The 25,665-nt window shown below is 63.1% G+C and carries 29 protein-coding genes; 20 read left to right on the forward strand and 9 right to left on the reverse strand.

The features are described 5' to 3' along the window. The first annotated feature begins 47 nt into the window (after window positions 1-47). A complete protein-coding gene (locus tag JYG34_RS09490) occupies window positions 48-1,844 on the forward strand; it encodes a glycoside hydrolase family 15 protein (RefSeq protein ID WP_213660444.1) in 1,797 nt (598 codons plus the stop codon). 70 nt (window positions 1,845-1,914) lie between these two features. Here the strand turns inward: JYG34_RS09490 and JYG34_RS09495 are convergent, their stop codons facing one another. Both JYG34_RS09495 and JYG34_RS09500 read right to left on the reverse strand, forming a co-directional pair. Further along, window positions 1,915-3,048 carry a hypothetical protein gene (locus JYG34_RS09495; protein WP_213660445.1) on the reverse strand — a complete coding sequence of 378 codons (1,134 nt, stop codon included), beginning with the start codon at window positions 3,046-3,048 and terminating at the stop codon, window positions 1,915-1,917. Window positions 3,049-3,050: 2 nt separating this feature from the next. Beyond that, window positions 3,051-3,431, reverse strand: a complete 381-nt coding sequence (locus tag JYG34_RS09500) for a hypothetical protein (protein WP_213660446.1) — start codon at window positions 3,429-3,431, stop codon at window positions 3,051-3,053. Between the two features lie 300 nt (window positions 3,432-3,731). On the opposite strand from JYG34_RS09500, the gene JYG34_RS09505 reads away from it, so the two are divergent. The 4 genes from JYG34_RS09505 to JYG34_RS09520 all read left to right on the forward strand — a co-directional run bounded on the left by JYG34_RS09505 (window position 3,732) and on the right by JYG34_RS09520 (window position 5,227). After that, window positions 3,732-3,941: a DUF1737 domain-containing protein gene (locus JYG34_RS09505; RefSeq protein ID WP_213660447.1), complete on the forward strand. Its 210-nt coding sequence runs from the start codon at window positions 3,732-3,734 to the stop codon at window positions 3,939-3,941. 5 nt (window positions 3,942-3,946) lie between these two features. Then, complete coding sequence (locus JYG34_RS09510; RefSeq protein ID WP_213661141.1) at window positions 3,947-4,420, forward strand: GNAT family N-acetyltransferase; 474 nt, start codon at window positions 3,947-3,949, stop codon at window positions 4,418-4,420. Window positions 4,421-4,646: 226 nt separating this feature from the next. Continuing rightward, window positions 4,647-4,925, forward strand: coding sequence for a type II toxin-antitoxin system RelE/ParE family toxin (locus JYG34_RS09515; protein WP_213660448.1), 279 nt, complete (start codon window positions 4,647-4,649; stop codon window positions 4,923-4,925). Between the two features lie 14 nt (window positions 4,926-4,939). Continuing rightward, window positions 4,940-5,227 (forward strand): HigA family addiction module antitoxin, encoded by a 288-nt coding sequence (locus JYG34_RS09520; protein ID WP_213660449.1) that lies wholly within the window; start codon window positions 4,940-4,942, stop codon window positions 5,225-5,227. A gap of 56 nt (window positions 5,228-5,283) precedes the next feature. On the opposite strand, the gene glpT is transcribed toward JYG34_RS09520, so the two are convergent. After that, a complete protein-coding gene (glpT, locus tag JYG34_RS09525; protein ID WP_213660450.1) occupies window positions 5,284-6,636 on the reverse strand; it encodes a glycerol-3-phosphate transporter in 1,353 nt (450 codons plus the stop codon). A gap of 207 nt (window positions 6,637-6,843) precedes the next feature. Between glpT and JYG34_RS09530 the strand changes: the two genes are divergently transcribed. Further along, a complete protein-coding gene (locus JYG34_RS09530; RefSeq protein ID WP_213660451.1) occupies window positions 6,844-7,269 on the forward strand; it encodes a GTP pyrophosphokinase in 426 nt (141 codons plus the stop codon). Between the two features lie 6 nt (window positions 7,270-7,275). Here the strand turns inward: JYG34_RS09530 and JYG34_RS09535 are convergent, their stop codons facing one another. The 3 genes from JYG34_RS09535 to JYG34_RS09545 all read right to left on the reverse strand — a co-directional run bounded on the left by JYG34_RS09535 (window position 7,276) and on the right by JYG34_RS09545 (window position 9,545). Further along, window positions 7,276-7,965 carry an endonuclease gene (locus JYG34_RS09535; protein WP_213660452.1) on the reverse strand — a complete coding sequence of 230 codons (690 nt, stop codon included), beginning with the start codon at window positions 7,963-7,965 and terminating at the stop codon, window positions 7,276-7,278. A 6-nt stretch (window positions 7,966-7,971) separates the two neighbouring features. Continuing rightward, entirely contained in the window at window positions 7,972-8,214 is a 243-nt protein-coding gene (locus JYG34_RS09540; RefSeq protein WP_213660453.1) for a DUF1654 domain-containing protein, read from the reverse strand. 242 nt (window positions 8,215-8,456) lie between these two features. Continuing rightward, on the reverse strand, window positions 8,457-9,545 hold the full coding sequence (locus JYG34_RS09545) for an asparaginase (protein WP_213660454.1): 1,089 nt from the start codon (window positions 9,543-9,545) through the stop codon (window positions 8,457-8,459). Window positions 9,546-9,889: 344 nt separating this feature from the next. Between JYG34_RS09545 and JYG34_RS09550 the strand changes: the two genes are divergently transcribed. The 7 genes from JYG34_RS09550 to JYG34_RS09580 all read left to right on the forward strand — a co-directional run bounded on the left by JYG34_RS09550 (window position 9,890) and on the right by JYG34_RS09580 (window position 16,999). Then, a complete protein-coding gene (locus tag JYG34_RS09550; RefSeq protein ID WP_213660455.1) occupies window positions 9,890-10,837 on the forward strand; it encodes a sugar ABC transporter substrate-binding protein in 948 nt (315 codons plus the stop codon). A 117-nt stretch (window positions 10,838-10,954) separates the two neighbouring features. Then, the gene (locus tag JYG34_RS09555; RefSeq protein WP_213660456.1) at window positions 10,955-12,508 is read left to right on the forward strand and encodes a sugar ABC transporter ATP-binding protein; all 1,554 of its coding nucleotides are present in this window, start codon (window positions 10,955-10,957) and stop codon (window positions 12,506-12,508) included. Next, window positions 12,505-13,497 (forward strand): ABC transporter permease, encoded by a 993-nt coding sequence (locus JYG34_RS09560; protein WP_011533197.1) that lies wholly within the window; start codon window positions 12,505-12,507, stop codon window positions 13,495-13,497. The genes JYG34_RS09555 and JYG34_RS09560 overlap by 4 nt, the downstream gene beginning before the upstream one ends. A gap of 4 nt (window positions 13,498-13,501) precedes the next feature. Continuing rightward, window positions 13,502-14,524 carry a LacI family DNA-binding transcriptional regulator gene (locus tag JYG34_RS09565; protein ID WP_213660457.1) on the forward strand — a complete coding sequence of 341 codons (1,023 nt, stop codon included), beginning with the start codon at window positions 13,502-13,504 and terminating at the stop codon, window positions 14,522-14,524. Window positions 14,525-14,533: 9 nt separating this feature from the next. Further along, window positions 14,534-15,442, forward strand: coding sequence for a ribokinase (rbsK, locus tag JYG34_RS09570; protein ID WP_213660458.1), 909 nt, complete (start codon window positions 14,534-14,536; stop codon window positions 15,440-15,442). After that, window positions 15,439-15,843, forward strand: coding sequence for a D-ribose pyranase (rbsD, locus tag JYG34_RS09575; protein WP_213660459.1), 405 nt, complete (start codon window positions 15,439-15,441; stop codon window positions 15,841-15,843). Before rbsK ends, rbsD begins: the two co-directional genes overlap by 4 nt. A 145-nt stretch (window positions 15,844-15,988) precedes the next feature. Further along, window positions 15,989-16,999 carry a nucleoside hydrolase gene (locus tag JYG34_RS09580; protein ID WP_213660460.1) on the forward strand — a complete coding sequence of 337 codons (1,011 nt, stop codon included), beginning with the start codon at window positions 15,989-15,991 and terminating at the stop codon, window positions 16,997-16,999. Here the strand turns inward: JYG34_RS09580 and JYG34_RS09585 are convergent. Then, entirely contained in the window at window positions 16,971-17,183 is a 213-nt protein-coding gene (locus JYG34_RS09585) for a hypothetical protein (RefSeq protein ID WP_213660461.1), read from the reverse strand. The genes JYG34_RS09580 and JYG34_RS09585 overlap by 29 nt on opposite strands. Window positions 17,184-17,471: 288 nt before the next feature. On the opposite strand from JYG34_RS09585, the gene JYG34_RS09590 reads away from it, so the two are divergent. Next, on the forward strand, window positions 17,472-17,792 hold the full coding sequence (locus tag JYG34_RS09590) for an I78 family peptidase inhibitor (protein WP_213660462.1): 321 nt from the start codon (window positions 17,472-17,474) through the stop codon (window positions 17,790-17,792). A 202-nt stretch (window positions 17,793-17,994) separates the two neighbouring features. On the opposite strand, the gene JYG34_RS09595 is transcribed toward JYG34_RS09590, so the two are convergent. Together JYG34_RS09595 and JYG34_RS09600 are read right to left on the reverse strand one after the other, a co-directional pair. Then, window positions 17,995-18,207 carry a cold-shock protein gene (locus JYG34_RS09595; RefSeq protein WP_194790438.1) on the reverse strand — a complete coding sequence of 71 codons (213 nt, stop codon included), beginning with the start codon at window positions 18,205-18,207 and terminating at the stop codon, window positions 17,995-17,997. 161 nt (window positions 18,208-18,368) lie between these two features. Beyond that, a complete protein-coding gene (locus JYG34_RS09600) occupies window positions 18,369-18,671 on the reverse strand; it encodes a hypothetical protein (protein ID WP_213660463.1) in 303 nt (100 codons plus the stop codon). 334 nt (window positions 18,672-19,005) lie between these two features. Between JYG34_RS09600 and thrS the strand changes: the two genes are divergently transcribed. From thrS to pheT, 6 genes are all read left to right on the forward strand, one after another. Next, window positions 19,006-20,928 (forward strand): threonine--tRNA ligase, encoded by a 1,923-nt coding sequence (thrS, locus tag JYG34_RS09605; protein WP_011533206.1) that lies wholly within the window; start codon window positions 19,006-19,008, stop codon window positions 20,926-20,928. Then, window positions 20,928-21,479, forward strand: a complete 552-nt coding sequence (gene infC / locus JYG34_RS09610; protein ID WP_213660464.1) for a translation initiation factor IF-3 — start codon at window positions 20,928-20,930, stop codon at window positions 21,477-21,479. Before thrS ends, infC begins: the two co-directional genes overlap by 1 nt. A 61-nt stretch (window positions 21,480-21,540) precedes the next feature. Next, window positions 21,541-21,735, forward strand: coding sequence for a 50S ribosomal protein L35 (gene rpmI / locus JYG34_RS09615; RefSeq protein ID WP_003250667.1), 195 nt, complete (start codon window positions 21,541-21,543; stop codon window positions 21,733-21,735). Window positions 21,736-21,763: 28 nt separating this feature from the next. Beyond that, the gene (gene rplT, locus JYG34_RS09620) at window positions 21,764-22,120 is read left to right on the forward strand and encodes a 50S ribosomal protein L20 (protein ID WP_003250671.1); all 357 of its coding nucleotides are present in this window, start codon (window positions 21,764-21,766) and stop codon (window positions 22,118-22,120) included. A gap of 111 nt (window positions 22,121-22,231) precedes the next feature. Beyond that, window positions 22,232-23,248, forward strand: a complete 1,017-nt coding sequence (pheS, locus tag JYG34_RS09625) for a phenylalanine--tRNA ligase subunit alpha (protein ID WP_213660465.1) — start codon at window positions 22,232-22,234, stop codon at window positions 23,246-23,248. Between the two features lie 31 nt (window positions 23,249-23,279). Beyond that, window positions 23,280-25,661, forward strand: coding sequence for a phenylalanine--tRNA ligase subunit beta (pheT, locus tag JYG34_RS09630; RefSeq protein ID WP_213660466.1), 2,382 nt, complete (start codon window positions 23,280-23,282; stop codon window positions 25,659-25,661). Window positions 25,662-25,665 lie beyond the last annotated feature (4 nt).

The raw sequence follows: 25,665 nt of genomic DNA on the forward strand, positions 1-25,665 counted from the left end.
CTCACCCTGGCATCCAAACTCAGCTCACACTTGACTGAGGCCACCAGATGCCCGCCCCGATCGAAGACTACGCCCTCATCGGCAACTGCCGCAGCGCCGCCCTGATCAACCGCGACGGCGCCCTCGACTGGCTGTGCCTGCCACGCTTCGATGCCCCGGCCGTGTTCGCCGCGTTGCTGGGCAACGAAGAAAACGGCCGCTGGCGCCTGGCCCCCAGCGACCCTGTCGAGCAGACCACGCGTCAATACCTCGAAGACACCCTGGTACTGGAAACCACCTGGACCACCGCCAGCGGCCGTGCCCGCGTGCTTGAATGCATGCCGCTGGGCGACAGCAATGCGGTGTTGCGCATCGTCAAAGGCATCACAGGCGAAACTGCCTTCGAGATGGACCTGGTGCTGCGCTTCGATTATGGGCGCAGCGTCCCCTGGGTGGAAAAGCTCGACCCGCTGACCCTAAGCGCCGTTGCCGGCCCCGACCGCCTAGTCCTGCGCAGCACCACCGAAACCCACGGTCGCGATCACCACAGCGTCGCGCGCTTTCGTGTCCGCGCCGGCGAGCGGCAAGTCTTCAGCCTCTGTCACCAACCCTCACACCTGCCCGTGCAACCTGGCTTCGATGCCGACCAGGCCCTGGCGCAGACCGTCGACCAATGGCGGGCCTTTGCCGCCCGATGCCCCGACGTGGGCCCTTACAGCGCCTTGGTGCGCCGCTCGCTGCTGACCCTCAAGGGCATGACCTACGCCCCCACTGGCGGGATGGTCGCTGCCGTCACCACCTCGTTGCCCGAGCGCGTCGGTGGCGAGCGCAACTGGGACTACCGCTACTGCTGGCTGCGCGACGCCACCATGACCTTGCTGGCGTTCATGAACCTTGGCTACTTCGACGAGGCCCAGGCCTGGCGCGAATGGCTGCTGCGCTCGGTGGCTGGCAATCCCGAGCAGATGCAGATCATGTACGGCCTGGCGGGGGAGCGTGACCTGCCCGAGTTCACCTTGCCCTGGCTGGCGGGCTACGAGCGTTCGCAGCCGGTGCGCGTGGGCAACGCCGCCTCCGAGCAACGCCAGCTCGACATCTACGGTGAACTTGCCGACGCCATGGCCCAGGCGATCAAGGGCGGCCTGCCACGGCACCCGCGCAGCGCCGCCATCGCCCGGGCGATCCTGCCCTATGTCGAGCGCATCTGGCGCGAGCCCGACGAAGGTCTCTGGGAGGTGCGCGGAGGCCGCCAGCACTTCGTTCACTCCAAGGTCATGGCCTGGGTAGCGTTCGACCGCGCGGCGGGCCTGGCTGACACCACTGAGGAAGGCCGCGAGCGCAGCAGCCATTACCGCCAGGTGGCCGACGAGATCCATCGTGAGGTCTGTACTCGCGGGCTGGATGCCCAGGGGCAGTTCTTCGTGCAGGCCTACGGTTCGACTGAACTCGACGCCAGCCTGCTGCAGATCGCCCTGACCGGATTCCTGCCGGCCGACGACCCTCGTTTCCTGCGCACTCTCGAACAGATCGAGGGGCGGTTACTGCGCAATGGATTGCTGCTGCGCTATGACAGCGACAGTTGCAGCGACGGCCTGACGCCGGGGGAGGGGACGTTCCTGGTGTGTTCGTTCTGGCTGGCGGACGTGTACGTGCTGTTGGGGCGGCGGGAGGAGGCGCAGGCGTTGTATGCGCGGTTGACGGGGTTGTGCAACGACGTCGGGTTGCTGGCCGAGCAGTACGATCCGGTGGGCAAGCGCATGCTGGGGAATTTTCCGCAGGCCTTCAGCCATATCGGGATCATTAACACGGCGTTGAACCTGCACCGGGCGCAGTGCCCGGTGCGGGATCGGGCAAAGTGTGATTAAGCGTTGCCACGTGTCCAGCGTGTTGGCTGGACACTTGTTAAATTTGCAGCATGCAGTTCAAGCCAGAGCCTCACGTGAGACTGTCCGGGATGGCTTCGATATCACTGATTTCCAGAACGGCTTTGGCGTGCTTTAGTCGCCCAGTAACGCTGATGTTCACTTCACTCGCAAAGTGTTCGACGACATCGTCGTACAAGGTGTCGTTGAATGCGCATTTGAGTTCAGGTTCTGCGTTGGGGCGACTGCGCAGAATGAACGTCAGATTGTCTTTGTCCAGCTCCCGAATTTTGCCGCTGGTCTTCATGAGCTGATGCTTCAGCGTTTGATGTCCTGCCAGGGTTTCACTGATGCGCTTGCGGTGGGCGCGGGTGAGCCGAAACACATGGTTGTTGCTGATCAACTGACCGCGAAGTTCGGCAGATTCCACTTGGCCATGGGTGGGGGGGGTCAGGTCTTTCAGGGCTTCCAGCACGGACAGTTCGGGTTCGCCACCTGATTGATCGACGAGCCAGCGTAGCCCTTTTTCGAGTACCTGTGCACTTTGGGCGTAAGCGCCGATGCCAGGGTCTGGCAAGTCCAATTGCTCAAGGCAGGGAGTAGAGAAGGAAACTTCGAAACTGTTGTAGGCAAATCGCGTTGCCGGGAGGTCATACGATTTCCTGAAGCTTTCTTCCGGCCTTCCTTGGGCGATGCTCTGGGTGATCGTTTCCAGAATTTTCTTCAGCGCATTTGCAGGGCTGTTGACTGCGCGCGCAATGACACTGGCGGGGACGGTACCCTCTTTCAACCCTTGCCCCAACAAGCGATAGGATAGTAAAGGCATATGTTCAGGGTACAGCGTGGCATGGGGCTCTGGTTTGAATTTGGCGGGTACTTCATCAAGGCTTGCGATATTCCAGGCCTTTGACGGCGACATGTCATAGCGAAGGTCGACAGCCCAAAGCCAACTTTGCTTGAGCAGGTCATGCACCGATTTGTGTCCAGACTTCAACTGCTGGATCAGTAAGGCGCTACTTGGGGTGACCAGGTAGCGGATCAATTTATTGTCCCGGTCTTCCTTGCTTTCGTACCAGAAGCGCAGAAGGCCATCGTGGCCAAGGGTGGTGAAAATCTTGGGGCCATCGAACTCGTAGAGAACTTCTTCGATTTGCAGGTTTTCAAAGGGTTGGGTGCTGATGTCGGGTGAGATGATGGGCCACGGCATGTTCAAGCCTCCACTACCTTGAAGAGTACGCTGCGCTCAAGGTCTTTGCGCGGCCACCAGGTCATGTGCCGGGGGTTGTGTTTAGTGGGGGTTTCCATCGTTTTGCCGTGGCTGGGATCAAGCTGGGCGGCAACAATGTGTTCTCCAAGCGAGGGAAACAAGGATTGTTGATGGCTGCAACTGGCGAAGTCGGGAAATACGGAGAGTCCATGGCGTGTGCATGCAAGATCGCCAGTTGCATTGACGGCACGGCCACGCTCCGCCTGTGAAAGGCAATCCTGTTGGTTCACGGGGTTGTTGGGCGAAACCATGTAAATCGTTCCAGAGCAGCTCACGGCATTGGGCAGCGGGCAGTTGGCGGGCAACCCATCGGGGAAAACCATTATTGCGTCCTTTCGTGTCTGGCATTTTAGGTCTGTAGCAGCGGAGCGTCCATGCGGTACGACTTGACAGTTGGAAGCGTTGCGCAGGGCTTGCCGTGAAGCCATTATCGTAGATGTGAATGGATGAGCTTGGGAACTGCATTCAAACCTGTTTTTTGCTGTGCTTTCTGTGATCCGTTTCCGAAATGCTGCGTGCTGAGGTATTCGCGGTAAGGGTTCCAAGGGGCAGCAACAGCCGAGACAGGTATGTCATCATGCTTGGTCAACGCGTTTGGCGCATGTATCGAGAAGGACCCGTCAATGACCTCGACCCCACCCAACGGCCTGCCGGTCTACCGCCTGATCACCGGCAAGGACGACGCCAGCTTCTGCAAGCGCATTTCCGAGATCCTGGCCATGGGCTACCAGCTGTATGGCTCGCCCAGCGTGACCTTCGACGCCGCCCAGGGGCACGTGGTTGCCGCCCAGGCGGTGCTGTGGCCGGGGCATGGCGGGACCGCACGGGATTGAGCGTCATTCGGGCCGCCATCACCTTGCGCCCGGCCGTGGCCGCCGAGGCCGATGAGATTGCAGCGTTGGTCGCCGAAGCCTATGCCCCCTACATTGCCAGGATCGGCCGCAAGCCGGCACCGATGCTGGATGACTACGCGCAGGTGGTGCGTGACGACGAGGTGTTCGTTGCCGTTCAGGGGGCACGTATCGTCGGCGTGCTTGTGCTGCGATGCGAGGGCCGCGAATTACTGCTGGTGAACGTTGCCGTACTGGCCGCCAGCAAGGGGCAGGGTATTGGCCGTTTACTGATGGATTTCAGTGAAACCCATGCACTCGCCGCAGGCTGCGAGGCCGTTCGGCTCTACACCCACGAGCGGATGCTCGAAAACATCGAGATCTACGGCAAGCTGGGTTACCAGGAGACCCGGAGGGCAGTCGAAGATGGCTTCGCGGGGATGTTCATGCGCAAGTCGCTGGTCGGCCCAAGGCAGCCATGAGCGCTCAGGCCGGTTCGCCGATGCACCACCAGTGCTGTGTCTCGCCTTCCTCGCCGATGACGGGGTGCCCATGCGCGATGAAGCCGTCGGGCAGGTCCAGGGCGAGCGGCGGCAATTTTTTGTGAGTGAATGTTGTGACGCATAGGGTCACATATGTTACTTTGCGATCTGTGACGCATAGGGTCACACTCACCCGTCCGCACTGAGCGGATACGGTGTGCTCCACATGATCATCAGCTTTCGTCACAAAGGATTGCGGCTGTTCCACGAAACGGGCAATGCCCGTGGCATCCAGGCTGCCCATACTCGACGCCTGAGGCGGCAATTGCAGTTTCTCGACAGCGCCATGGTTGCCGATGATTTGGCCGTTCCGGGCTGGCAGTTGCACCCGCTAAAGGGCAGGCTCTCGGGCTTCTGGTCGATCAGCGTGTCAGGCAACTGGCGGTTGGTTTTCAGTAGTGCGGGGGGCGACGTCGAACTGGTCGACTATCTCGACTATCACTGATCAGGAGGCCCTTCATGGCCATGCACAACCCGCCACATCCCGGCGAAACCCTGCGAGAGGATGTCCTGCCCGCACTGGGCCTGACGGTAAAAGCCTTCGCCGCGCACCTGGGCTTCTCGCGCGAGGCACTGTCCCGCGTCTTGCACGGCCGCGCGGCGGTCTCTCCCGACCTGGCGGTGCGCCTGGAAATGGCCGGCATCAGCACCGCGCGGCTGTGGCTGACGATCCAGGTCGACTACGACATCTGGCAAGCCCGGCAGCGGCAGCAGCCCGCCATCACGCGGCTGTTCCAGGCCGCCTGAAAACACAAAGCCCGGGGCGAAACCCCGGGCTTTGTCATTTACACCTGCCTCACGCGTCAGGCCAGCGCTTCACGCCCGCTGCTGGCGACCTTGGTATGGCGCAAGGTCGGAATCAGGAAGGCAATGGCCAGCACGCACGCGCTCACCAGCATCACGAAGCCGCCATCCCAGCCGAAGTGGTCGACGGTGTAGCCCATCGCCGCGCTGGCCGCGACCGAGCCGCCCAGGTAGCCGAACAGGCCGGTGAAGCCCGCCGCGGTACCAGCGGCTTTCTTCGGCGCCAGCTCCAGCGCCTGCAAGCCAACCAGCATCACCGGCCCGTAGATCAGGAAGCCGATGGAGAATAGCGCGATCATATCGATGGTCGGGTTGCCTGGCGGGTTGAGCCAGTACACCAGGGTGGCGACGGTCACCAGTGCCATGAACACGATGCCGGTCAGGCCACGGTTTCCTCGGAAGATCTTGTCGGACATCCAGCCGCACAGCAGGGTGCCGGGGATGCCGGCCCACTCGTAGAAGAAGTACGCCCATGAAGTGGTGTCGACGCTGAAGTGCTTGGCCTCTTTCAGGTAGGTCGGCGCCCAGTCCAGCACGCCATAGCGCAGCAGGTAGACGAACACGTTGGCCAGGGCGATGTACCACAGCAGTTTGTTGCGCAGCACGTACTCGACGAAGATCTGCCTGGCGCTGAACTCCTGCTCGTGGCTTTCGTCGTAGCCTTCGGGGTAGTCGTTCTTGTATTGCTCGACCGGCGGCAAGCCCACCGATTGCGGGGTGTCACGCATGGTGGCGAAGGCGAATACGGCCACCAGCACCGCCACGGCGGCAGGCACGTAGAAGGCCGCGTGCCAGTCGTTGGTCCAGCCCAGGCCCAGCAGGAACAGCGGGCCGATCAGGCCGCCGCCGACGTTGTGGGCGACGTTCCACACCGACACCACGCCGCCGCGCTCTTTCTGCGACCACCAGTGCACCATGGTCCGCCCGCTCGGCGGCCAGCCCATGCCCTGGGCCCAGCCATTGATGAACAGCAGCGTGAACATGATCGCCACACTGGAGGTGGCCCAATGCGCGAAACCGAAAATGAACATCACCCCGGCCGAGATCAACAGGCCGAAGGGCAGGAAGTAGCGCGGGTTGGAACGGTCCGAGACCAGGCCCATGAGGAACTTGGACAGGCCGTAGGCAATGGCGATGGCCGAGATGGCCAGGCCCAGTTGGCCACGGGTGTAGCCCTCTTCCTCGATGAGGTAGGGCATGGCCAGGGAGAAGTTCTTGCGCAGCAGGTAGTAGCCGGCATAACCAAAGAAGATCCCGGCGAAGATCTGCCAGCGCAGGCGGCGGTACGTGCTGTCGACGTGCTCGTCGGGCAGCGGCGCCCGGTGCGGGGCAGGGCGGAAGAAGGCAAGCATCTGAAGCTCCAAGCTTGTTATAGGTATGCGAATGCGAATATTACATTTTCGTTACAGAAAAAATATCGGTTTTATTGCGCAGGCCTGTTGGTTTGTGAACCTTTTTCTGTGCCGAATACGCATCGCAGGGGTGAGCTGGCATAACTGTCGCAGTCGTCAGGACGCGACTATGCTGTCAAGGGCGGGGGTTGAGAGGGGGACCACTTCATGGCGACGCTGCAGCGGGCCATTGCTATGGCCATCAAGGCTCATGAAGGGCAGTTCGACAAAGGCGGTGCGGCATACATCCTTCACCCATTGCGGGTGATGGAGCGGGTGATCACCCCGGAGCAGCGCATCGTCGCAGTGCTGCATGACGTGCTGGAAGACACCCCGCTCACGCTGTCCGATCTCGCCCGCGAAGGTTTCCCGTTGAAGATCCTCGCCGCGCTGCTGGCCTTGAGCCGCCGTGAAGGCGAAAGCTACGAGGCATTCGTCATCCGCCTGGGTGTCGATCCGCTAGCCCGCCAGGTCAAGCTGGCAGACCTGGCCGACAACAGCGATCTTTCGCGCATCGCCTGCCCAGGCCCGGCGGACCTGGCGCGGCTGTACCGCTACCAACAGGCCAGCGCCTACCTGCAGACGCTGGCTTGATTGTGTTCAGCCGCAGGCCTTCAGGTTGACCGGCCCGACGAACTCGTTGCCACGGCCCATCACGCACGCCACCTGCTGGTTGCGCTGCAGCTCCCACGCCTGCGGCGGGTAGGTCTTGTTCCAGGCTTCGAACAGTTGCCGGTCCTGCTTGGACAGGCGTAGGTCGTACTGCTTGCTCATATAGAAGTAGGTGCGCGCGATCATCCCGCGGATCGACGGGCGCGGCATGACCTTCTTGGCCTTGAAATCGACCTGGGTCAGGCAACTGCCGTACTGGCCATGCTGCTCGGGCAGCCAGCCGAAGCTGAAGTTGCTGCGGTCGCCGTTGACTTCGCCGATGCTCGGCACCAGGTTGTGCAGGTCGGCCTCGGCGCGCTGGTAGACCTTGTCATTGCGCGAGCAGTTCTTGCGCCCGCCGTCCTGCCAGCACTGGCGTTGGTGGCCGATCTGCCAGGCCGGGACGATGTGTTCCCATTCGATGCGCGAGGCGCGGTTCAGGTTCTTGCGCGGCTCATAGCCACAGGAGGCCAGGTCGACCTTGTTGCCTTTGTACTTGCAGCCGCAGTAGAACTCGGTGGACTGCGGTGCATACAGCTTCCAGGCGACCTTCTTGGCCTCCTGGAAGGTGCGCGGGGCGTCGGCGTGGGCAAAAGGGGTGATCAACAGCAGGCAGGTGGCAAAAAGCGAAACTCTCATGCGCGGTCAGTCTTCCTTCGGCACGGTCCAGAAAATCTGCACGCCGCCATCGTCGCGGTGGGCGAGGGTGACGTTGTCGTTCTCGGCGATTTCCCCGAGCAAGGTTTCCCAGTCGTCGGGTGACTCGTGCTCCAGGCGGAAGATCAACGCGGCGCGGCTGCGCTGGGCGATCGGGCTGTTGATGATCTTCTGGATGCGCTGACCCAGTTGCTCATAACTGCTTGGCGAGGCGGAAGAGGGGTTGGCCACGGGGCTGTTCCTTGTTTTGCTGTATGTGCATACAGTATTTGACTGTAGGCCATTTCGCAACATCAGGTAGGGCGAAAGCCCTATAAGACCGTGGTAGAGGGATTGGTTCCATTACTGGGCCTTCTGTATTGGCCCTTTCGCGGGTAAACCCGCTCCCACAGGATTTGTGCTGGGCCTGTGGGAGCGGGTTTACCCGCGAAGAGGCCGGTGCAGGCAACACACCGGCTTGTTTCAAGCGCCGATCAATATTCCCAGAAGATCCGCTGCAGCTCCTTGCTGTCCTGGGTCTTGGTCATCGCCACCATGGCCAGGATCCGCGCCTTCTGCGGGTTCAGGTCATGGGCCACGACCCAGTCGTTCTTGTCGTCAGGCTGCTCGGCGTTGCGCAGTACGAAACCACCCTGGTTGACGTGGGAGGAGCGAATGATCTGCACGCCGTCCTTGCGCAGCTCCTGCAGTGCCGGCACCACGCGCGACGACACCGAACCATTGCCGGTACCCGCGTGGATGATCGCCTTGGCGCCACCCTGGGCCAGGGCCTTGTAGGCGGTGTCGGTGACATTGCCGTAGCCATAGGCGATATCCACGGCCGGCAGGCTGCTGATGGTCTTGATGTCGAACTCGGAGTTCAGCGTGTGGCGCTTGGCTGGCAGGCGGAAGAAGTACGACTTGCCTTCCACGACCATGCCCAGCGGGCCCCATTGGCTCTTGAAGGCTTCGGTCTTGATGTTGACCGCCTTGCTCACGTCGCGACCCGACTGGATCTCGTCGTTCATCGTCACCAGCACGCCCTTGCCGCGGGCATCCTTGCTGCTGGCCACGGCCACGGCGTTGTACAGGTTGAGCATGCCGTCGGCGGACATGGCGGTGCCCGGGCGCATGGAGCCGACCACGATGATCGGCTTGTCGGTCTTCTCTACCAGGTTGAGGAAGTAGGCGGTCTCTTCCAGGGTGTCGGTGCCGTGGGTGATGACGATGCCATCGACATCCTTGCTGTCGGCCAGCTCGGCGACGCGCTTGCCCAGTTTCAGCAGGTCTTCGTTGCCGATGCTCTCGGAGGCGATCTGCATCACTTGCTCGCCGCGCACGTTGGCCAGGTCCTGCAGCTCCGGCACGCCGGCGATCAGTTTGTCGATGCCCAGCTTGGCGGCCTGGTAGGTGGCACTGTTGGCAGCGCTGGCGCCAGCGCCGGCGATGGTGCCGCCGGTGGCCAGGATCACCACGTTGGCGAGCTTCTGTTGTTGCGCGGCTTCCTTGGCGGAAACCGAGGTCGGCAGGACCAGCAGCAGGGCCAGGGCGCCCGGTGCGAAGGTCTGGAATGCGGATTTCATCATTTCTGCTTCTCTCTTCCTGGGTGAGATGTGCGTTATGTCGCACTTCTGCAAAGGCAGATTTCGTACCAGCAACTACCGTTCGTCGTATTTCATCTTCATATCCCCTGAAAAGACTGGGGATATCAGGAGCTGACCGCAAAGTCATAAAGGCCGCCCGCGTTCGGCTTTCCGAACATTTGCAGGAAAAGGTGTTCGGTTTTTCGGATAAATTGCGGATAATCCGACCGGCGCAGCCTGGGGCGGCCTGCGCGGGGGTTTGACAAAAGCGGCGTCTGTTTCCATAGTTGGGTACCGCAAACGTTTGCGATCCGATAAAAATCACAAGATTCGGAGTCATTTCCATGAAGCTGCCGTTCTCTGGCCGTCCGTTGGCCCTCGCCGTACTGTCTTCGCTGCTCTTCTCCATGTCCGCCGCCCACGCCGAGGACGCCCCCAAGGTCGCCCTGGTGATGAAATCCCTCGCCAACGAGTTCTTCCGCACCATGGAAGACGGCGCCAAGGCCTACCAGAAAGACCACCCGAACGACTTCGAACTGGTGGCCAATGGCATCAAGGATGAGACCGACACCGGCAACCAGATCCGCATCGTCGAACAGATGATCGCCACCGGCGCCAAGGCCCTGGTCATCGCCCCGGCCGACTCCAAGGCGCTGGTGCCAGTGATCAAGAAGGCCATGGACGCCGGCATCACCGTGGTCAACATCGACAACCGCCTCGACCCGGATGTGCTCAAGAGCAAGGGCATCAGCGTGCCGTTCGTAGGCCCGGACAACCGCAAGGGCGCGCGCCTGGTCGGCGATTACCTGGCCCGGCAGAAGCTCAAGGCCGGCGACCAGGTCGGCATCATCGAAGGCGTACCAACCACCACCAACGCCCAGCAGCGCACCGCCGGCTTCAAGGACGCCATGGAGGCCGCGCAGATGAAGATCGTCTCGGTGCAGTCCGGCAACTGGGAGATCGACAAGGGCAACGCGGTGGCCGCCTCGATGCTCAACGAATACCCCGAATTGAAGGCGCTGCTGGCCGGCAACGACAGCATGGCCCTGGGCGCCGTCTCGGCCGTGCGTGCCGCCGGCAAGACCGGCCAGGTGCAGGTGGTCGGCTACGACAACATCAATGCCATCAAGCCGATGCTCAAGGACGGCCGCGTGCTCGCCACCCTCGACCAGGCGGCCAGCCAGCAGGCGGTGTTCGGCATCCAGGCGGCGTTGAAGATGCTCAAAGGCGAGAAGCCCGGCGTGGATGCCGACAACGTCATCCAGACCCCGGTCGAGCTGATCACCCAGTGACTGTAGGAGCGGCTTCAGCCGCGATGCGGGCAATGCGCTGCCTGGCACCCGCTTCACGGGTGATCGCGGCTGAAGCCGCTCCTGCAGGGGTGGTATGTCTATCTAGGAGAAATGGCCATGTCAGTACCGGCCAATGAAACCATGCTAGCCGTCAGCGGCCTGGGCAAGACCTACGCCCAGCCCGTGCTCGGCGACGTCACTCTCGAACTGCGCGGCGGTGAAGTGCTGGCCCTGACCGGTGAGAACGGCGCGGGCAAGTCGACCCTGTCCAAGTTGATCAGTGGCCTGGAAGTCCCCACCACCGGGCAGATGACCTATCGCGGGCAGCCTTACAGCCCCGCCAGCCGGGCTGAGGCCGAGCGCCTGGGCGTGCGCATGGTGATGCAGGAGCTCAACCTGCTGCCCACCCTGACCGTGGCCGAGAACCTGTTCCTCGACAACCTGCCCAGCCGTCTCGGCTGGGTCAACCAGAAGCGCCTGCGCCAGTTGGCAATCGCGGCCATGGCCCAGGTCGGCCTGGACGCCATCGACCCAGACACGCCCGTTGGCGAGCTTGGCATTGGCCACCAGCAAATGGTCGAGATCGCCCGCAACCTGATCGGCGACTGCCATGTGCTGATCTTCGATGAACCCACGGCCATGCTCACCGCCCGCGAGGTGGAGTTGCTGTTCACCCAGATCGAACGCCTGCGCCAGCGCGGCGTGGCCATCGTCTATATCTCCCACCGTCTCGAGGAGCTGCAGCGCGTGGCCCAGCGCATCGCTGTGCTGCGCGACGGCAAGCTGGTGTGCGCCGAGCCGATCCAGCGCTACAACAGCGAGCAACTGGTCAACCTGATGGTCGGCCGCGAGCTGGGCGAACATATCGACCTGGGCCTGCGCACCATCGGCGCGCCGTTGCTCAAGGTCGACAAGCTCAGCCGTGGCGACAAGGTGCGCGAGGTGTCGTTCGAGGTCAGGGCAGGGGAGATCTTCGGTATCTCCGGACTGATCGGTGCCGGGCGCACCGAGCTGCTGCGCCTGATCTACGGCGCCGACCGCGCCGACAGCGGCCAGGTCGCCCTTGGCCAACCGCCACAACCGGTGGCTATCGACTCGCCCAAGGCCGCGGTCAAGGCGGGCATTGCCCTGATCACCGAGGACCGCAAGGGCGAAGGCCTGCTGCTGACCCAGTCGATCAGCGCCAACATCGCCTTGGGCAACCTGGGTGCCGTATCTCGCGCCGGGGTGCTCGACAGCAATGCCGAACGTGAACTGGCCGAGCGTCAGATCGGTGCCATGCGCATCCGCAGCGCCAGCCCCGCGCAAGCGGTGGGCGAGCTGTCCGGTGGCAACCAGCAGAAGGTGGTGATCGGCCGCTGGTTGGAGCGCGACTGCCAGGTGCTGCTGTTCGACGAACCCACCCGCGGCATCGACGTCGGCGCCAAGTTCGACATCTATGGCCTGCTCGCCGAGCTCGCCCGCCAAGGCAAGGCCATCGTCGTGGTGTCCAGCGACCTGCGCGAGCTGATGCTGATCTGCGACCGCATCGCCGTGCTCTCGGCCGGGCGCCTGATCGACACCTTCGATCGCGACCACTGGAGCCAGGACCAGCTGCTCGCCGCCGCCTTCGCCGGCTACCAGAAACGTGATGCCCTGCTGCACGACGCAGCCCCCAGGATGGATGCATGAAAACCACACTCGACACCCCGGGCGCAGCGCCCGCCCGCCGCAGCGGCAACTACTATGGCCTGGGTACCTACCTGGGCCTGGCCGGCGCCTTGCTGGCGATGATCGTGCTGTTCTCGATGCTGAGCAGCCACTTCCTCTCCTATGCCACCTTCAGCACCCTGGCCAACCAGATACCCGACCTGATGGTGCTGGCGGTGGGCATGACCTTCGTGCTGATCATCGGCGGCATCGACCTGTCGGTGGGCTCGGTGCTGGCCCTGGCCGCCTCGACGGTCAGCGTGGCCATTCTCGGCTGGGGCTGGAGCGTGCTGCCCGCCGCCTTGCTCGGCATGGCCGTGGCGGCGCTGGCCGGCAGCATCACCGGCAGCATCACCGTGGCCTGGCGCATCCCCTCGTTCATCGTCTCGTTGGGCGTGCTGGAGATGGCCCGAGGCCTGGCCTACCAATTCACCGACTCGCGCACCGCCTACATCGGCGATGCCTTCGCCTGGTTCTCCAACCCCATCGCCTTCGGCATCTCGCCGGCCTTCATCATCGCCTTGCTGGTGATCGTGTTGGCCCAGCTGGTGCTGACCCGCACCGTGTTCGGCCGCTACCTGATCGGCATCGGCACCAACGAAGAGGCCGTGCGCCTGGCCGGCATCGACCCGCGCCCGTACAAGATCCTGGTGTTCACCTTGATGGGCGTGCTCGCCGGCCTGGCCGCGCTGTTCCAGATCTCGCGCCTGGAGGCCGCCGACCCGAATGCCGGCGCCGGCCTCGAGCTGCAGGTGATCGCCGCCGTGGTGATCGGCGGCACCAGCCTGATGGGCGGGCGCGGCTCGGTCATCAGCACCTTCTTCGGTGTGCTGATCATCTCGGTGCTGGCCGCGGGCCTGGCCCAGATCGGCGCTTCGGAACCCACCAAACGCATCATCACCGGGGCGGTCATCGTCATCGCCGTGGTGCTCGACACTTACCGCAGCCGGCGCGCGAACCGGCGGAACTGAAACCATGGCAACCATCAAAGATGTCGCGGCACTGGCGGGTATCTCCTACACCACCGTGTCCCATGTACTGAACAAGACCCGCCCGGTCAGCGAGCCCGTGCGGCTCAAGGTCGAGGCGGCGATCGCCGAGCTCGACTACGTGCCCAGCGCCGTGGCCCGCTCGCTCAAGGCCCGCAGCACCGCCACCATTGGGTTGCTGGTGCCCAACAGCGTCAACCCGTACTTCGCCGAGCTGGCCCGGGGTATCGAGGACGCCTGCGAGCGCAATGGCTACTGCGTGATCCTGTGCAACTCCGACGACAACCCGCAGAAGCAGCGCAGCTACCTGCGCGTGCTGCTGGAAAAGCGCATCGACGGCTTGATCGTCGCCTCGGTGGGCGAAGACCAGGACCTGCTCGACAGCCTCGGCGGCGTGCGCACGCCCATGGTCATCGTCGACCGCGCCCTGGACGGCGTGGCCGCCGACCTGGTGCGCATCGACCACGAGCACGGCGCCTACCTGGCCACCCGCCACCTGCTGGAGCTGGGCCATCGCGAGATCGCCACCATCGCCGGCCCCGCCGACACCGGCGTGAGCCAGCTGCGCCTGGCGGGCTTTCGCCGCGCCATGGACGAAGCCGGCGTCAAAGTGGCCAAGGGGCATGTGCTGCACAGCGACTTCACCAGCCCGGGTGGCCATGCGGCGGCGGCGCGGTTGCTCGACGGCGAGCGCCCCACGGCGATCTTCGCCGCCAACGACATGATCGGCTTCGGCGTGCTGCGCGCCGCCGCCGAGCGCAACATCGACGTGCCGGGCGAGCTGTCGGTGATCGGCTTCGACGATATCGAGCTCAGCCGCTACGTGTACCCGGCGCTGACCACGGTCGGCCAGTCGATCCGCGAGCTCGGCGAAAGCGCCGCGGGCCTGCTGCTGTCGCGCATCGGCGCGCGCCAGCACGAGGGCGCCGAGCAGCGCATCGTCGCCCCGCGCATTGTCCTGCGCGAATCCACCGGGCCGCGCCCGGACCTGTTCAACGATTACCGTTAAGGAATACCCATGGATGCCAAGGTGGTAGTGGTCGGCAGCCTCAACATGGACCTGGTGGCCCGCGCCCAGCGCCTGCCCCGAGGGGGCGAGACCCTGGCCGGCGAGAGTTTCTTCACCGCCCCCGGTGGCAAGGGCGCCAACCAGGCCGTGGCCGTGGCCCGGCTGGGCGCCAGCGTGGCGATGGTCGGCAATGTGGGTGACGACGCCTACGGCCAGCAGCTGCGCCAGGCCCTGCAGACCGAGGGCGTCGATTGCCAGGGCGTGAGCGTGTGCGAGGGCGTGTCCAGCGGCGTGGCGCTGATCGTGGTGGACGCCGCCAGCCAGAACGCCATCGTCATCATCCCGGGCGGCAACGGCCTGCTCGGGCCTGAGTCGGTGCGCCGCTTCGACACCCTGCTGCAACAGGCCGAAGTGATCATCTGCCAGCTGGAAGTGCCCAGCGCCACCGTGGCCTGGACCCTGGCCCGTGGTCGCGAGCTGGGCAAGACGGTGATCCTCAACCCGGCGCCGGCCAGCGGCCCGCTGCCGTCGGAGTGGTTCGCCCATATCGACTACCTGGTCCCCAACGAGAGCGAGGCCGAGGCCCTGGCCGGCGTGCCGGTCAGCGACCAGGACAGCGCCCGTCGCGCCGCCGAGCGCCTGCGCCAGCTGGGGGCGGGCAAGGTGATCGTCACCCTGGGCGCCGACGGCGCGCTGCTGGTCGATGCTGCCGGCAGTCGGCACTTCCCGGCGCCTCGTGTGCAGCCAGTGGACACCACGGCGGCGGGCGACACCTTCGTCGGTGGCTTTGCCGCAGGCCTGGCGCGCGGCTTGTTGGAAGAGGAGGCGATCGTCTTTGGTCAGCGTGCCGCCGCGTTGTCGGTGACCCGTGCCGGCGCGCAGCCATCGATACCCTACCTGAAGGAGTTGGCGCCATGAAAAAGACGCCGCTGTTGAATATCGCCCTGTCGCGGACCATCGCCGGCCTGGGGCATGGCGACATCCTGGTGATTGGCGATGCCGGTTTGCCGGTGCCGCCCGGCGTGGAGCTTATCGACCTGGCGCTGACCCCTGGCATCCCGGACTTCGCCAGCGTGCTGCGCGTGGTGTTGAGCGAGATGCAGGTGGAGCGGCATGTGCTGGCCGAGGAAATGTTCCAGGCCGCGCCGCTGGGCCTGATCGAGGTTGAACAGCTGCATGCCCGTGGCGAGATCGGCCAGCGGGAAGTGATGAACCATGCCGATTTCAAGGCGCTGTGCCGGCAGGCGCGGGCCGTGGTTCGTACCGGTGAGTGCCGCCCCTACAGCAATATCGCGCTGGTGGCTGGCGTTACCTTCTGAGATCGAATGCGAGGGCTGCGCCCTCGATCGCGGCACAAGGCCGCTCCTGCAGGGGCGATGCGATTCCTGTAGGCGCGGCCTTGTGCCGCGAAAGGGCCGCAAAGCGGCCCCTGTTGAAACCATCCCTAGCAACAAGGAGTGCTGAATGTCCCTCAAACGCCTGCTCCAAGGAGCCGTCCTCATGTCCGCGCTAGCCGCCACCGCCCTGCAGGCCGCCCCCCGCGACCTGATCATCGACACCGACCCCGGCGCCGACGACGTGGTGGCACTGCTGTTGGCCATGGCGTCCCCCGAAGAGCTGAAGATCCGCGCCATCACCACCGTCGCAGGCAACGTGCGCCTGGAAAAAACCTCGCGCAACGCCCGCCTGGCCCGTGAGTGGGGTGGTCGCGAAGAAATTCCGGTGTACGCCGGGGCAGGGCGCCCGCTGGTGCGCACGCCCATCTACGCCGCCAACGTCCACGGCGAGGAAGGCCTCACCGGCGTGCAGGTCCACGAACCGAAAAAGCCCCTGGCCAAGGGCAACGCCGTGCAGTACCTGATCGACACCCTGAGCGCCGCCGAGCCCCACAGCATCACCATCGCCATGCTCGGCCCGCAGACCAACCTGGCCCTGGCGCTGATCCAGAAGCCCGAGATCGTCAACGGCATCAAGGAAGTGGTGGTGATGGGCGGGGCTCATTTCAACGGCGGCAATATCACCCCGGCCGCCGAGTTCAACCTGTTCGCCGACCCTCACGCTGCCGAAGTGGTGCTGGCCAGCGGCGTCAAGCTCACCTACCTGCCGCTGGACGTCACCCACAAGGTGCTCACCAGCGACGCGCGTCTCAAGCAACTGGCTGCGGTGAACAACCATGCCAGCAAGCTGGTGGTGGACATCCTCGACGCCTACATCAAGTACGACATGGACACCTACGGCATCCCCGGCGGCCCGGTGCACGATGCCAGCGTCATTGCCTACCTGCTCAAGCCCGACCTGTTCAAGGGCCGCCAGGTGTACCTGGCCGTCGACAGCCGTGAAGGCCCGACCTTCGGCCAGACCGTCGCCGACTGGTACGGCGTGCTCAAGCGGCCGGCCAATGTGATGTGGGTGAAGGAGGGCGATGCCCAGGGCTTCTTCGACCTGCTCAGCGCACGGCTGGCTCGATTGAAATAGCCCCCTGCGGCGCGTGGTGTTCGAGCACTTGCTCGATGAAGCTGCGCGCCGCCTCGCCGCCCAGGTCGCGTACCAGCAGGTCGATGGCGATCAGGACCAGTTCCTCAGGTGTGCCCGGGCTGTAGGCGCTCTGGCCTTCGTCCCACTTGACCTTGATGTCGGCATCGATGCTGTGGCTGCTCATGGGGCGGTTCTCATGGTGGCCTGGGTGATAGGTCGAATACCGCGTCCTGGCGTTCGAAGGGGAGGCGTGTCGCGCTCCACTTCTTGCAGTTAATCATGCCTTTGCGTCAAGCGGCCTGCGACTTAGGTATAAGCGGCGCATCTGGCCGAACCTACGGTTTGATGCAAAATCCAGTCACGATTGCCCTTCGCGTCAAATGGCGAGTTCGGGCAGAATCGTGCAGTTTTGCAACAAACATTCCGCGGTACTGTCGGATAAGGCAGTACCCAGATCGATCTAGGAGGATTCATGTTCCGTACCCGCGCTTCCCTGGCGACCCTGCTGCTGGCCACTGTAATGGCAGGTTGCAGCACTGGCGGCTCCTCGGGCGGCGGCAGCGCCCCGAGCGCCCCGGTCGGCAACGACGGCCGCTGCGAGGCCAGCGGCGCTGACTTCGCTGTCGGCAAGCAAGCCACTCCAGCGCTGCTGGATCAGGCGCGCAAGGCCAGCGGTTCGCAGATGGCGCGCGTCCTCACCCCGCACGACGTGATCACCCTGGAATACCGCTCCGAGCGGCTGAACCTGAATGTCGACGAAAAGGGCGTGGTAACCCGCGTCAACTGCGGCTGACCTGAGGCCCGGCGCTACCTCTGTTACCTCTGTAGGAGCGGCTTCAGCCGCGATCACCCGCAACGCGGGTGCCATTCGCACTGTATCGCCTGCATCGCGGCTGAAGCCGCTCCTACAGACAGAGGGCCGTTTCGCAAAAAACCGAAACGCGCCCCATAAAAAAACCCGCCACAAGTGGCGGGTTTTTTTACAGCTATCCGAATTACTCCGGACGAACCTGTGCAGCCTGCATGCCCTTCTGGCCTTTCTCGGCAACGAAGGAAACAGCCTGGCCTTCTTTCAGGCTCTTGAAGCCGTCGGATTCGATGGCCTTGAAGTGTACGAACAGGTCGTCGCCGCCGCCTGCTGGGGTGATGAAGCCGTAGCCTTTTTCATCATTGAACCATTTGACGGTGCCGTTTTGGCGATTGGACATGAGGTGAATCTCCAGAAACATGATTTTTATCGAAGTGCGATGTTGCCGAGGCTACAGGTGCACCGGCGACATCATAGTCCATTTCTGCGCATCTAGCGCCTTTTACCTTCGCAGGATGTTGATCTGGCGCAAAAGATGCGCCGAATCGTCCCGCGACCCCTCTATTTCGACTTGCAGGCTGCCTGCACGGCCATCTGGGCCTCCTGCATCAGCTTGGCATCCACGCCGTCCTGGCTGTCGAGGTCCTCGATCTCCTTGTCGTTGAAATTCTTTTTGATGGTTTGGGCGCCGCACTCGCAGTGCTTCTTCGCCTTTGCCGTGTCCAGGCCCCGGCCCATGGCCACTTGCTGGCATTGGGTCATGTAGGCCGCTTCCTTGCCTGCTGGGAAATTGCCTGCATGGGCGGCCAGAGGCAGCAGCAGGGTACTCGCGGCGCAGGCAGCCAGAAGGGACTGAAGTCGCATAACCAGACACTCCTTAGGTTAAGGTCTCATCAAGAGTAGGTTGCTTCAGAAGGTCTGATAGAAAATTTTCCGTACAAGTTCACCCCAAGGCCGTAATTTCCAAATATTTCTGCTTTCCGGTGCAACCTGCGTGCTAGCATGCTCGGCTTGCGGCTCGCCACTGGCGGCTTGCAACTTTTACCTTCCAGTCACTCTGGTTCGTCCCTGGCAGACCGAACAGGTCTCTGCCACTGTGAGGCAGGCTTTCCCCCGGGAAAGGCAGGGCGGATCTTGTACTGGCTCATCCCAACCCACGTGACCTTTGGTAGGGGTCACCACTAGGAGAGGAGGCGCCATGCCCGTTATTACTCTTCCCGATGGCAGTCAACGCACGTTCGACCAGCCGGTATCCGTAGCCGAAGTCGCCGCCTCGATCGGTGCAGGCCTGGCCAAGGCGACGCTCGCCGGCAAGGTCGACGGCAAACTCGTCGATGCCTGCGACAAGATCGACCACGACGCCACCCTGCAGATCATCACCCCCAAAGATGAAGAGGGACTGGAGATCATCCGTCACTCGTGCGCCCACCTGATCGGCCACGCGGTGAAACAGCTGTACCCGACCGCCAAGATGGTGATCGGCCCGGTGATCGACGAAGGCTTCTACTACGACATCGCCTACGAGCGTCCCTTCACCCCGGACGACCTCGCCGCCATCGAAAAGCGCATGCAGCAGCTGATCGACACGGACTACGACGTCGTCAAGAAGATGACCCCGCGCGCCGAAGTCATCGACGTGTTCACCAGCCGTGGCGAGGACTACAAGCTGCGCCTGGTCGAGGACATGCCGGATGAACAGGCCATGGGCCTGTACTACCACGAAGAATACGTCGACATGTGCCGCGGCCCGCACGTGCCGAACACCCGTTTCCTCAAAGCGTTCAAGCTGACCAAGCTGAGCGGCGCCTACTGGCGCGGCGATGCCAAGAACGAGCAGCTGCAACGCGTGTACGGCACCGCCTGGGCCGACAAGAAGCAGCTGGCCGCCTACATCCAGCGCATCGAAGAAGCCGAAAAACGCGACCACCGCAAGATCGGCAAGCAGCTCGACCTGTTCCACCTGCAGGAAGAAGCGCCTGGCATGGTGTTCTGGCACGCCAACGGCTGGACCGTGTACCAGGTGCTCGAGCAGTACATGCGCCAGGTCCAGCGTGAAAACGGCTATCAAGAGATCAAGACCCCGCAGGTCGTCGACCGCATCCTCTGGGAGCGTTCCGGCCACTGGTCCAACTACGCCGAGAACATGTTCACCACTTCGTCGGAAAACCGCGACTACGCGGTAAAACCGATGAACTGCCCGTGCCACGTGCAGGTGTTCAACCAGGGCCTCAAATCCTACCGCGACCTGCCGCTGCGCCTGGCCGAGTTCGGTGCCTGCCACCGCAACGAGCCGTCCGGCGCCCTGCACGGCATCATGCGCGTGCGTGGCTTCGTACAGGACGACGCGCACATCTTCTGCACCGAAGACCAGGTGAAGAAGGAAGCCGCCGACTTCATCAAGCTCACGCTCGATGTGTATAAGGACTTCGGCTTCACCGACGTCGCCATGAAGCTCTCGACCCGCCCCGCCAAGCGCGTGGGCTCCGAAGAGCTGTGGGACCGCGCCGAAGGCGCGCTGGCCGACGCCCTGAACGAGTCGGGCCTGGAGTGGGAATACCAGCCGGGCGAGGGCGCGTTCTACGGCCCGAAGATCGAGTTCACCCTGCGCGACTGCCTCGGCCGTAACTGGCAGTGCGGCACCCTGCAGTACGACCCGAACCTGCCGGAGCGCCTGGACGCCAGCTACATCGCCGAAGACAACAGCCGCGTGCGCCCGGTGATGCTGCACCGCGCCATCCTCGGCTCGTTCGAACGCTTCATCGGCATGCTGATCGAGCACTATGCCGGTGTGTTCCCGGCCTGGCTCGCCCCGACCCAAGCCGTGATCATGAACATCACCGACAAGCAGGCCGATTTCGCCCTCGAGGTGGAAAAAGCCCTGAACGGTAGCGGATTCCGTGCCAAGTCGGACTTGAGAAATGAGAAGATCGGCTTTAAAATCCGCGAGCATACGTTGCTGCGTGTCCCTTACCTTTTGGTTATAGGGGATCGCGAAGTCGAAACGCAAACCGTCGCTGTGCGCACCCGCGAAGGCGCAGACCTGGGCTCGATGCCCGTCGCGCAGTTCGCTGAGCTGCTGTCGCAAGCGGTTTCCCGGCGTGGTCGCCAAGAATCGGAGTAATGACTATTAAGCGTGAAATGAGAAACGATAAACGAACTGCACCGAAAGCCCCGATCAACGAGAATATCTCGGCACGCGAGGTTCGGTTAATTGGTGCTGACGGCGAGCAGATTGGCATCGTCTCGATTGATGAAGCGCTGCGTATCGCTGATGAAGCGAAGCTGGATCTGGTGGAAATCTCTGCAGACGCGCAACCGCCCGTCTGCAAGGTGATGGACTACGGCAAGCACCTCTTCGAGAAGAAGAAGCAGGCCAACGAAGCCAAGAAGAACCAGAAGCAGATCCAGATCAAAGAAATCAAGTTTCGTCCAGGGACGGAAGAAGGGGATTACCAGGTAAAACTACGCAACCTGGTACGTTTCCTTAGCGATGGGGACAAGGCCAAGATCTCTCTGAGATTCCGCGGCCGTGAGATGGCCCACCAGGAGCTGGGCATGGAGCTGTTGAAGCGGGTCGAAACCGACCTCGCCGACTACGGCACCGTTGAGCAGCATCCGAAGATGGAAGGACGCCAGCTTATGATGGTCATCGCCCCCAAAAAGAAGAAGTAATCTCCCGGGCACGGCAGGCCTGATGATTATTGTGTAATTTTATCGAATGCGGAGTTCCAACATGCCAAAAATGAAAACCAAGAGCGGTGCTGCGAAGCGTTTCCTGAAAACCGCTTCCGGCTTCAAGCACAAGCACGCTTTCAAGAGCCACATCCTGACCAAAATGTCGACCAAGCGTAAGCGTCAACTGCGCGGTGCCAGCCTGCTGCACCCGTCTGACGTTGCAAAAGTCGAGCGCATGCTGCGCGTACGTTAATTTCGGTCAAAGATAGAGGAAGTTACTCATGGCTCGTGTAAAGCGTGGCGTCATCGCTCGTAAGCGTCACAAGAAAATTCTGAAACTGGCTAAAGGCTACTACGGTGCACGCTCGCGCGTATTCCGCGTTGCCAAGCAGGCGGTCATCAAGGCAGGCCAATACGCCTACCGCGACCGTCGCCAGAAGAAGCGTCAGTTCCGCGCACTGTGGATCGCTCGTATCAACGCCGGTGCCCGCACCAACGGTCTGTCGTACAGCCGTCTGATTGCTGGCCTGAAAAAGGCGTCGATCGAAATCGACCGTAAGGTTCTGGCCGATCTGGCAGTGAACGAAAAAGCGGCGTTTGCTGCGATTGTCGAGAAGGCTAAAGCCGTACTGGCTTAAGTACCCACGACAATCATCCGGCGGCGCCTGCGCCGTCGGGTGTAAAACGTCATCGGATAGGGGAAGAGCCTTCAAAAGCTCTTCCCCTATTTTCGTATCTGGAGTCTGTACATGGAAAACCTGGACGCGCTGGTCGCCCAAGCCCTCGAGGCCGTGGAACGCGCTGAAGACATCACTACCCTGGAACAGATCCGGGTCCAATTCCTCGGCAAGAAAGGCGAGCTGACCCAGGTGATGAAGACCCTGGGCAACCTGCCAGCCGAAGAGCGCCCCAAGGTTGGCGCGCTGATCAACGACGCCAAGGAACGCGTCACCGACGTGCTCAACGCACGCAAGGCCGGTTTTGAAGAGGCTGAGCTCAACGCTCGCCTGGCCGCCGAATGCATCGACGTGACCCTGCCAGGCCGTGGCCAGACCACCGGCGGGCTGCACCCGATCACCCGTACGCTCGAGCGCATCGAGCAGTTCTTCACCCACATCGGCTACGGCATCGCCGAAGGCCCAGAGGTGGAAGACGACTACCACAACTTCGAAGCGCTCAACATCCCCGGCCACCACCCGGCCCGGGCGATGCACGACACCTTCTACTTCAACGCCAACATGCTGCTGCGCACCCACACCTCGCCGGTACAGGTGCGCACCATGGAAAGCACCCAGCCGCCGATCCGCATCGTCTGCCCAGGCCGTGTGTACCGTTGCGACTCGGATATCACCCACTCGCCGATGTTCCACCAGGTCGAAGGCCTGCTGATCGACCGTGGCATCAACTTCGCCGACCTCAAGGGCACCATCGAAGAGTTCCTGCGGGTGTTCTTCGAGAAAGAACTGGCCGTGCGCTTCCGCCCGTCGTTCTTCCCCTTCACCGAGCCGTCCGCCGAAGTCGACATCCAGTGCGTGATGTGTTCCGGCAACGGCTGCCGCGTGTGCAAGCAGACCGGCTGGCTGGAAGTGATGGGCTGCGGCATGGTCCACCCGAACGTGCTGCGCATGTCCGGCATCGACCCGGAAGAGTATCAAGGCTTCGCCTTCGGCATGGGTGCCGAGCGCCTGGCCATGCTGCGCTATGGCGTCAACGATTTGCGTCTGTTCTTCGACAACGACCTGCGGTTCTTGGCTCAATTCCGCTAGGCCCAATCGACGCAACTTTCAGGAGAACAGCATGAAATTCAGTGAACAGTGGCTGCGCGGTTGGGTAAACCCGCAAGTCTCCCGTGACGAACTGGTTGCCCGCCTGTCCATGGCCGGCCTCGAAGTCGACAGCGTGACCCCCGCTGCCGGCCAGTTCAGCGGCATCGTGGTGGGCGAGATCCTCACCACCGAACAACACCCGGACGCCGACAAGCTGCGCGTGTGCCAGGTGAGCAACGGCGCAGAGACCTTCCAGGTGGTCTGCGGCGCCCCGAATGCCCGCCCAGGCATCAAGATCCCGTTCGCCATGATTGGCGCCGAACTGCCGGGCGACTTCAAGATCAAGAAGGCCAAGCTGCGCGGCGTCGAGTCGTTCGGCATGCTCTGCTCGGCGGCTGAACTGCAGATCACCGAAGAGAACGACGGCCTGCTGGAGCTGGCGGCTGACGCCCCGGTTGGCGAAGACATTCGCAAGTACCTGAACCTGGACGACGCCAGCATCGAGATCGGCCTGACCCCGAACCGCGGTGACTGCCTGTCCATCGCCGGCATGGCTCGTGACGTCAGCGCCCTGTACGACGTACCGGTCACCCGCCCGGCGGTGCCAGCCGTACCGGCTGCCCACGACGAAGTGCGCCCGGTCGAAGTCAGCGCCCCGGCCGCTTGCCCACGCTACCTGGGCCGCGTCATCCGCAACGTCGACCTGAGCAAGCCGACCCCGCTGTGGATGGTCGAGCGCCTGCGCCGCAGCGACGTGCGCAGCATCGACGCCGCCGTCGACATCACCAACTACGTGATGCTCGAACTCGGCCAGCCGATGCACGCCTTCGACCTCGCCGAAATCAACGGCGGCATCCGCGTGCGCATGGCCGAGGAGGGCGAAAAGCTCGTCCTGCTGGACGGTCAGGAAGTTGCCCTGCGCGCCGACACCCTGGTGATCGCCGACCACACCCGCGCCCTGGCCATCGCCGGCGTGATGGGTGGCGAGCACAGTGGCGTCAACACCGAGAAGACCCGCGACCTGTTCCTCGAAAGCGCCTTCTTCGAGCCGATCTCCGTCGCTGGCAAGGCCCGTTCCTACGGCCTGCACACCGACGCCTCGCACCGCTACGAGCGCGGCGTGGATTCGCAACTGGCCCGTGAAGCCATGGAGCGCGCCACCGCCCTGGTGCTGGAGATCGTCGGCGGCGAAGCCGGCCCGATCGTCGAAGCCGTGAGCGAGCAGCACCTGCCGAACATCGCGCCGATCACCCTGCGCGCCGAACGCATCACCCAGATGCTCGGCATGGAGATGGACGCCGCCCAGGTCGAGCAACTGCTCAACGCCCTGGAGCTGAAGACCAGCGCAAGTGGGGCAGGGGAGTGGACTGTCACCGTCCCAAGCCACCGCTTCGACGTCAGCCTGGAAGTCGACCTGATCGAAGAGCTGGCCCGCCTGTACGGCTACAACAACCTGCCGGTGCGCTACCCGCAGGCCCGCCTGGCCCCGCAAGCCCGCCCGGAAACCCGCGGCGAGCTGCCGAACCTGCGCCGCCTGCTGGTCGCCCGCGGCTACCAGGAAGCCATCACCTACAGCTTCATCGACCCGAAACTGTTCGAGCTGTTCACCCCAGGCGTCGAGCCGCTGCTGCTGGCCAACCCCATCTCCAGCGACATGGCCGCCATGCGCGCCTCGCTGTGGCCGGGCCTGGTCAAGGCGATGCAGCACAACCTCAACCGCCAGCAAGACCGCGTGCGCCTGTTCGAAAGCGGCCTGCGCTTCGTCGGCCAGCTCGGTGACCTCAAGCAGCAGCCAATGATCGCCGGCGTCGTCACCGGCAGCCGCCAGCCAGAAGGCTGGGCGAACGGTCGCGACGGCATCGACTTCTTCGACGTCAAAGCCGACGTGGAAGCCCTGCTGGGCTACTCGGGCGCCCTGAGCGACTTCACCTTCGTCGCCGGCAAGCACCCAGCCCTGCACCCAGGCCAGACCGCCCGCATCGAGCGCGACGGCAAGGAAGTCGGTTACCTCGGCGCCATCCACCCGGAGCTGGCCAAGACCCTCGGCCTCGACCGCCCGGTGTTCGTCTTCGAGCTGGTGCTTGGTGATGTAGTCGAAGGCCGCCTGCCGAAGTTCAGCGAGCTGTCCAAGTTCCCGGAAACCCGTCGTGACCTGGCCTTGATCGCAGGTCGTGATGTAGCTTCTAGCTCGGTGCTTGAAGTAATTCGTGACAATGCAGGCGAATGGCTCACAGACCTCAGGCTGTTTGACGTCTACCAGGGTAAAGGCATTGATCCTGATAGAAAAAGCCTGGCCGTCGGCTTGACCTGGCAACATCCATCGCGCACTCTTAACGACGATGAGGTGAATGAAACCCTGCAAACCATCCTCACCTCGCTTGAACAAAGGTTGAACACCACGTTAAGGAAATAACGGC

This window comes from Pseudomonas entomophila (genome assembly GCF_018417595.1).
In the GTDB taxonomy this organism is placed as follows: domain Bacteria; phylum Pseudomonadota; class Gammaproteobacteria; order Pseudomonadales; family Pseudomonadaceae; genus Aquipseudomonas; species Aquipseudomonas entomophila_C.

Bases quoted from the DNA above. Each gene is read 5' to 3' on its own strand.
- JYG34_RS09590 (WP_213660462.1), top strand. From the start codon at position 17,472: ATGTTCCGTACCCGCGCTTCCCTGGCGACCCTGCTGCTGGCCACTGTA.
- JYG34_RS09595 (WP_194790438.1), bottom strand. From the start codon at position 18,207: ATGTCCAATCGCCAAAACGGCACCGTCAAATGGTTCAATGATGAAAAA.
- JYG34_RS09505 (WP_213660447.1), top strand. From the start codon at position 3,732: ATGACCTCGACCCCACCCAACGGCCTGCCGGTCTACCGCCTGATCACC.
- rplT (WP_003250671.1), top strand. From the start codon at position 21,764: ATGGCTCGTGTAAAGCGTGGCGTCATCGCTCGTAAGCGTCACAAGAAA.
- JYG34_RS09600 (WP_213660463.1), bottom strand. From the start codon at position 18,671: ATGCGACTTCAGTCCCTTCTGGCTGCCTGCGCCGCGAGTACCCTGCTG.
- JYG34_RS09500 (WP_213660446.1), bottom strand. From the start codon at position 3,431: ATGGTTTTCCCCGATGGGTTGCCCGCCAACTGCCCGCTGCCCAATGCC.
- rbsD (WP_213660459.1), top strand. From the start codon at position 15,439: ATGAAAAAGACGCCGCTGTTGAATATCGCCCTGTCGCGGACCATCGCC.
- JYG34_RS09535 (WP_213660452.1), bottom strand. From the start codon at position 7,965: ATGAGAGTTTCGCTTTTTGCCACCTGCCTGCTGTTGATCACCCCTTTT.
- JYG34_RS09565 (WP_213660457.1), top strand. From the start codon at position 13,502: ATGGCAACCATCAAAGATGTCGCGGCACTGGCGGGTATCTCCTACACC.
- JYG34_RS09520 (WP_213660449.1), top strand. From the start codon at position 4,940: ATGGCCATGCACAACCCGCCACATCCCGGCGAAACCCTGCGAGAGGAT.
- JYG34_RS09515 (WP_213660448.1), top strand. From the start codon at position 4,647: ATGATCATCAGCTTTCGTCACAAAGGATTGCGGCTGTTCCACGAAACG.
- JYG34_RS09490 (WP_213660444.1), top strand. From the start codon at position 48: ATGCCCGCCCCGATCGAAGACTACGCCCTCATCGGCAACTGCCGCAGC.
- pheT (WP_213660466.1), top strand. From the start codon at position 23,280: ATGAAATTCAGTGAACAGTGGCTGCGCGGTTGGGTAAACCCGCAAGTC.
- thrS (WP_011533206.1), top strand. From the start codon at position 19,006: ATGCCCGTTATTACTCTTCCCGATGGCAGTCAACGCACGTTCGACCAG.
- pheS (WP_213660465.1), top strand. From the start codon at position 22,232: ATGGAAAACCTGGACGCGCTGGTCGCCCAAGCCCTCGAGGCCGTGGAA.
- JYG34_RS09585 (WP_213660461.1), bottom strand. From the start codon at position 17,183: ATGAGCAGCCACAGCATCGATGCCGACATCAAGGTCAAGTGGGACGAA.
- JYG34_RS09560 (WP_011533197.1), top strand. From the start codon at position 12,505: ATGAAAACCACACTCGACACCCCGGGCGCAGCGCCCGCCCGCCGCAGC.
- infC (WP_213660464.1), top strand. From the start codon at position 20,928: ATGACTATTAAGCGTGAAATGAGAAACGATAAACGAACTGCACCGAAA.
- JYG34_RS09530 (WP_213660451.1), top strand. From the start codon at position 6,844: ATGGCGACGCTGCAGCGGGCCATTGCTATGGCCATCAAGGCTCATGAA.
- JYG34_RS09545 (WP_213660454.1), bottom strand. From the start codon at position 9,545: ATGAAATCCGCATTCCAGACCTTCGCACCGGGCGCCCTGGCCCTGCTG.
- rbsK (WP_213660458.1), top strand. From the start codon at position 14,534: ATGGATGCCAAGGTGGTAGTGGTCGGCAGCCTCAACATGGACCTGGTG.
- JYG34_RS09495 (WP_213660445.1), bottom strand. From the start codon at position 3,048: ATGCCGTGGCCCATCATCTCACCCGACATCAGCACCCAACCCTTTGAA.
- JYG34_RS09555 (WP_213660456.1), top strand. From the start codon at position 10,955: ATGTCAGTACCGGCCAATGAAACCATGCTAGCCGTCAGCGGCCTGGGC.
- rpmI (WP_003250667.1), top strand. From the start codon at position 21,541: ATGCCAAAAATGAAAACCAAGAGCGGTGCTGCGAAGCGTTTCCTGAAA.
- JYG34_RS09580 (WP_213660460.1), top strand. From the start codon at position 15,989: ATGTCCCTCAAACGCCTGCTCCAAGGAGCCGTCCTCATGTCCGCGCTA.
- JYG34_RS09550 (WP_213660455.1), top strand. From the start codon at position 9,890: ATGAAGCTGCCGTTCTCTGGCCGTCCGTTGGCCCTCGCCGTACTGTCT.
- glpT (WP_213660450.1), bottom strand. From the start codon at position 6,636: ATGCTTGCCTTCTTCCGCCCTGCCCCGCACCGGGCGCCGCTGCCCGAC.